The organism is Bartonella sp. MM97QHHN (assembly GCF_042194285.1).
Classification (GTDB): Bacteria; Pseudomonadota; Alphaproteobacteria; order Rhizobiales; family Rhizobiaceae; genus Bartonella.
Map to the genome: position 1 here is coordinate 1 of NZ_JBHIMS010000023.1, position 5706 is coordinate 5706.

A 5706-nucleotide genomic window follows, 5' to 3' on the forward strand; every position below is an offset into this window, starting at 1 on the left:
GGTTGACGGCGTGGAGACCGTATTAAACACCGAGGCGCTTTCTGCTGGGGGTAATGCAACGGTGATTGCTAAACAAGATATTACCGCCTCAGGGGTGGGGATCAGCACCGGAGGTGATCTTGCCATGGCTACAGAAGAAGGCAACTTGACGATAGGCTCAGCTGCAACGCATCACCATAAACAGTATAGTGACTCCATTATGCACCATAAATCTGTGTTAAACTCTGGAGGCTCGACGACACTTCTCTCTGGAAAAGATTTGAATATTTTAGGCTCTGATGTTCAAGCGCATGATGATCTTTACTTACAAGCAAAAGAAAATGTTTCGATTGATGCTACACGCAACAGCATGGACAATCATCGCGGGAGTGAAACCTCCCATGTCGCCTTGCACAATGGCTCTCATTTAAGTTCTGGAAAAGATACCACTGTCATCTCGGGTCAAGATATCCATATTGCTGCTTCCGATATAGATGCGAAGGACAATGTTGCTCTTGGCGCACAAGGGGAGATAACAATAGGGGTGAGAAACGATGAAAGAGATTATCATTTTCAGAGCAGCGACTTTAGTGTTGATAGGCAAGAGTCTATTTCTCGGGGTTCTTCGATAAAATCTGGGGGTGATACCACTGTTGTTGCAGGGCAGGATGGGAAACCGCATGACCTTAGCATCACAGGCAGTTCCGTTGCGGCTGAGGGCAAGGTAGGGCTGAAAGCCAGCAACGATGTCCTGATCACCAATGCAGAGGATAGTTCACACCGTGAGATATCTAGCTACACAGATGGCGGTTTTTTTGGGGGAAGCTCATCCTATCATGAAACTTTTGGAGCTACCCAAGTGGTAGGTTCAAGTATAGCAGGAGAAAAAGGCGTTGCCATTGAATCTGGAAACAACACGGAAGTTGTCGCCTCGACGCTCGTAGCCGGTAAGGCAGAGGAAACGTCAGGAGAGAAAGCACCAGGAGAACAGAAACAAGCGGATATTACCATTCACTCTGGGGGAAAGATTACTATCAAAGGCGCCCAAGAACACTTGGATCAGCAAGCACAATCGTCATCAAGTGGCTTTTTGCATGAGAAATCGTCCGATACATCTCAATCGCATACCACAACGGTTTCCTCTATCCTTGGGGCGACGGGAAACATCGTGTTAGACGCACAAGGAGAAGCCAAGATTTCTGCTTCTCATCTTCTTTCCGGTCAAGATATCAATGTGAGCGGAGAAAGTGTGACGATTGATGGCATGACAGATCATCATAAAAGCCATTCAGAGGAGCATGAAACAGGTTTTGGTGTGGGATCAGGTAAGGGCTTTGTGTCGATATACGGGAGTGAGGGAAAGACAGAAAATGAAGAGAGCTTTGAGCATCAAGGCTCTTCTCTCAATGCGGATGGCAATATCAACATCACTGCCAAGAAAAAAGATGTGAACGTGGAGGGCTCTGATCTTGCGGGTGAGAATATTAACCTTTCGGCAGCGCGTGATGTCAATGTGCTTGTTGGTCATAATAGCCATTCCTCAAGCTCAAAGGAAGAACGTACAGGCTTTGGCATTCAGTTTGAAAAGAGCAACAGCGGTGCTTCTGTAGGTGTTGGGGTTGCAAGCGCCAAAGATACGGGCGATCAATGGGAAACCACTTCCACACAATCACACATCACGGCACGCCAAGATGTGCAGATTACTGCTGACAATGATGTGAATTTACAAGCAGCCATTGTTTCGGCGGATCGTGATGTCAACATTGATGCCGGCAATAATATCACCCTATCAGAAAGCTATGATACCTCTAACGCAAAAGAAAAGCATGAAAAGTCTTTTGCTGGTGTGACAGGCTCTGTCAATGTGGGTATTCTTGGTGCCGTAAAAGATGTAAAGGATGCAGCCAAACGTTTTGGTCATGGGGATACAAAACACAAAATCGGTAATGGTCTTATTGCTGGTCTAAAAGGCTATGATCTCTATAGCAAAGGCAAAGGTCTTTATAATGGGATGAAAGGTGGAAACAAACAGTCTATTCGTGATATTGCTGATGTTTCTGCTAGCGTAACCGTTGGCTTTAAGACAGAGAAGGAGGAGGCATCGGTTCAGACATCTACTGCGGTGACAGGTACAATAGAAGCAGGACGCGCTGTTAATATGCAAGCCCACAAAGGCAGCATCCATGGTGTTGGAGCCGATATTATTGCCGGTACAAACCCGATGCAAAGCAATGATGAACAGAGCGGGAATATCACCATGGGAGCAGGTAAAGATATCACTTTTGAAAGTGCGCAAAACACACAAAGCACACAAAATCATACGCAAAGCGCTTCAATGAATGTTGGGTATAGTTATGGTACCGGTGGTCCAGGGTGGATGGGGAATGCTTCTTTTGGTAAAGGCAAGGGTTCCAGTGAGGAAGTGCATCACAAGAACAGCCATATTATAGGCACTGGCACTCTTCATACCATAAGTCAGGGAAACACCATACTGGCAGGCGCCGTGGCTTCTGCAGACCATGTAGAAATGGAAGTAGGGGGTGATTTCGCCATTACCAGCCGCAGTGATACGGGACAAACTTCCAGCAAGCAAGACTCTTTTTCTATTGGGTTTAATGGTGGAAAAAAGGATGATGCAGCCACAACCAATATTTCCTTGAACAAGGATAAATCCTCTAGCGATTATCATAGTGTTGTGGAGCAATCAGGCATCAAAGCCGGTGATGGCGGTTTTAAGATCAACGTTAAAGACAAAACGACCCTAACTGGGGGGCTTATTGCCAGCACTGCGCCGGCAGAAAAAAACAGCCTGACCACAGGAAGCATTAGCACCAGTGATATCAGCAACGGTGCGCATGCGCAAGCTAGCAGCCAAGGTTTAAGTATTTCTGCCGGTGGTCCGATGTATCAGGGTAAATATGGTGTCGGGAAAAACATTGCCAAAAATGTCTTAGATCATTCAAAAGCCCAAGATTCAGAGGAAGGATACACCAAATCCGCCATTAGCGATGGCACCATTGTCATTACTGATGAAGCTGGGCAGAAGGCATTGACAGGGCAAGATGTGGAACAAGCCATAGCCTCCCTTAATCGTGATACTGCCACCGCCCATAAGGGTGTACAACAGCTCGATGCAGGCAAGCTGGAACAAATCGTCCATGAAAACCGTGAAATGGCAACCCAACTTTTAGAAGAAGGATTTAAATACAGTGATGACTCCTATAAAACCATGTTTATCAAAGAGCACCCCATCGCTGTGGTCGACCGTGATGAAAAGGGTAATATAATCTATGAAATAGATGCAAATGGACAGTATATCAAAGACGCTCGTGGACAAAAAATACCTCACGCACATTATTTAACGGATGAAGAAAAGCAGCATTTACAAGAGGGTGCTGATGGCAAGGTGCATGTGTCCTTTAATGGCATCTTTACTCCACCAGAGGAAGCCGCTGTTTATGCGGTTCAACATGCGAAGGATAAAAATGAACCGCTTTATTTTGTTGTGTTCCCTCAAGCCGATTCTGCTATTTCAGAACTTCTGGTCGCGGGCTATCAGAAGTTTATGGAAAATAACTTTTGGGGTTTGACCAATTCAACACAAGAAGCAAAAGATTTGATGTATAGCTATGGTCTTACAGGATTAGAACTTTATGGACATAGTCGCGGGACAATGACATTGGGGAATATGCTGAATTCTTTCAAACAAGAAGGTGTGCACGGTATAGCCGACAACACGAATATCAATTTCTATGGACCAGCCTTTAATGTTTTAGTTGCATCCGGTCTGTTAGGTTATGTGAGTGATGGCAAACAAACCATTGTTGGCTTTGATGGGAATAGATACGACTTTGTCAGCAGAATTATTGGCGGCAATGGCTATACTTACGAGACAATACCTGCTGGCAGTAACTGGTGGAAAGAATGGTGGAGAGTGATCATGAATCCCATAAGCTCCCATACCTGTCTTGGAGATGCGGGTCAAAAATGCCAAAAAAGGTATGGCTCATCTCATTTAAAACAAAAACCTTGAATTAAATCATGGAGGAAAAAAATGAAACAAACTTTAAAATTATTAAGCGCTGTAACTTTGTTAAGTATAGCTGGATGTCAGTTTAATAAAACTCCTGGAGGATATTTGAGCGCGTGGGAGAAAAATGGTGTTACTGATTTTACTGAGGTAGGAAAAGCCTTATTAGAATGTGGAATGCCAACCCCTTATGATACTGATCCAGAAAATAGAAAGTTAAGTTTAAATAAAAAGGCGTTTATTGATTCTTGTATGGTTCAATCAGGATTCCGCTATAAAGATACAGAGGCAGGAACGTGGTGTGAGAATTTTCAAGGAAAGAATCTTCCGGCTTGTCGTCCAGGTGCTGTCATACCACAGCGCAGTGTCAAGAAGCGCTTGAACAGCCCTTTTTGTAAAAAGCATCCAGAACAATATGAATGTTATCCTTAAGTTTTGCTGTTTGTGATGATTAACAATCCGCTATCCTTGCCTTCACTTGGAATGGTGGGATTGTTTTCTCAACCAATCATCTCAATATTGTTCACCGTTGTTTTAAGCAGCGGTGACAGGAAATATCAACAGGCTTATGAGCTTTTTTATTGTAAATAAATCCATTGAAAGAGGGGAATAATGAAGAAAATCTTAAAACTATTGAGTTGTATAGCTCTGTTAAGTATCACTGGATGTGTTAACTCAATTCCCTCACTTTCTCCAGCATTATGGAGAAATAAAATACTTTTAGAATGTGGAGTACCGGACCTTAATAAGGTTGTGGCGCTAGATTTGAATCAATTTGCCAGTATTGAAATGTGTATGGCGCAATCAGGTTTTCGCCCTAGCTTTACAATACAAGATTGGTGTGAGAACCATAAATCAGACAACCTTCCCATATGTCGTCCTGGTGCTGTCATGCCTCAGCGAAGTGTTGAGAGACGCTTAAATAGCCCTTATTGTAAAAAGCATTCAGAACAACTTGAATGCAAACCTTAAGTCTTGTTTCAGCAGAGAAAGCCTTGAATTTACACCAAATAAAGCACCAGGTTGATGAGTTTGAGAAAGCCTTGTCCGTTCTTACGTGACAAGGTTTTTTTTATGCCGCGTCGTTATAACGTTGCTGTTTTGCTTGCTCGATGACATTCAAAAGATCTGATTGTAACCAACGGGATAAAAAGCCAAATTTTAAAGGTTTTGGGAGAGAGCCATTGGTTACATGACGGCGGAATGTTGAAACACTCATATGAAGCAATTTTGCACTTTCACGGTCAGTTAAAAGAATATCATTTTCTGTCATTCTAAAATCCTTTCACTATAAAAACAAAAACAAATCATAATCATTTATTAACCACATTTTGGTTCATTTAGAAAGATGTTTTATTTATAGAAAACAATATTTTATCATACAATTTCTGATGTGATAATTTATGACTCTTATTGAGAAAGAATGAGAGAGAAGAGAGAGAAAGTTATCCACAGATCATGGGGTTATTCACCCCATATCTTAAGATTGACCCGTGACATAAGCCGCCCATTTATCCATATAAACGCGGCGCTGTTCTAGATAATCAGTACGACGATAGGCACGCTCTACTTTGCCGCCAACTGTATGACTTAGAATAGTTTCAGCGACCTCATAGGGGGCATCGGTTGTTTCAGCGAGCCAATCACGTAAACTAGAACGAAATCCATGGGGGCATGCCTCAATTTTATTGTCTCTC

Annotated in this window: 4 protein-coding genes and 1 pseudogene; 3 read left to right on the forward strand and 2 right to left on the reverse strand. The window is 43.1% G+C overall.

Annotated features, from left to right (window positions below):
* The 3 genes from ACFIJW_RS00745 to ACFIJW_RS00755 all read left to right on the forward strand — a co-directional run.
* Positions 1-4012, forward strand: a 4012-nt coding sequence (locus ACFIJW_RS00745) for a hemagglutinin repeat-containing protein (RefSeq protein WP_375632824.1), incomplete at its 5' end; no start/stop codon positions are given.
* A gap of 21 nt (positions 4013-4033) precedes the next feature.
* Entirely contained in the window at positions 4034-4441 is a 408-nt protein-coding gene (locus ACFIJW_RS00750; protein ID WP_375632826.1) for a hypothetical protein, read from the forward strand.
* A gap of 180 nt (positions 4442-4621) precedes the next feature.
* Positions 4622-4981 carry a hypothetical protein gene (locus ACFIJW_RS00755; RefSeq protein WP_375608402.1) on the forward strand — a complete coding sequence of 120 codons (360 nt, stop codon included), beginning with the start codon at positions 4622-4624 and terminating at the stop codon, positions 4979-4981.
* A 100-nt stretch (positions 4982-5081) separates the two neighbouring features.
* Here the strand turns inward: ACFIJW_RS00755 and ACFIJW_RS00760 are convergent, their stop codons facing one another.
* Both ACFIJW_RS00760 and ACFIJW_RS00765 read right to left on the reverse strand, forming a co-directional pair.
* Positions 5082-5282: an AlpA family transcriptional regulator gene (locus ACFIJW_RS00760; protein ID WP_015856172.1), complete on the reverse strand. Its 201-nt coding sequence runs from the start codon at positions 5280-5282 to the stop codon at positions 5082-5084.
* Between the two features lie 207 nt (positions 5283-5489).
* A pseudogene (locus ACFIJW_RS00765) lies at positions 5490-5706 on the reverse strand (integrase); the annotation flags it as partial.

Coding starts and splice junctions, on each gene's coding strand:
- ACFIJW_RS00750 (WP_375632826.1), top strand. CDS start 4,034: ATGAAACAAACTTTAAAATTATTAAGCGCTGTAACTTTGTTAAGTATA.
- ACFIJW_RS00755 (WP_375608402.1), top strand. CDS start 4,622: ATGAAGAAAATCTTAAAACTATTGAGTTGTATAGCTCTGTTAAGTATC.
- ACFIJW_RS00760 (WP_015856172.1), bottom strand. CDS start 5,282: ATGACAGAAAATGATATTCTTTTAACTGACCGTGAAAGTGCAAAATTG.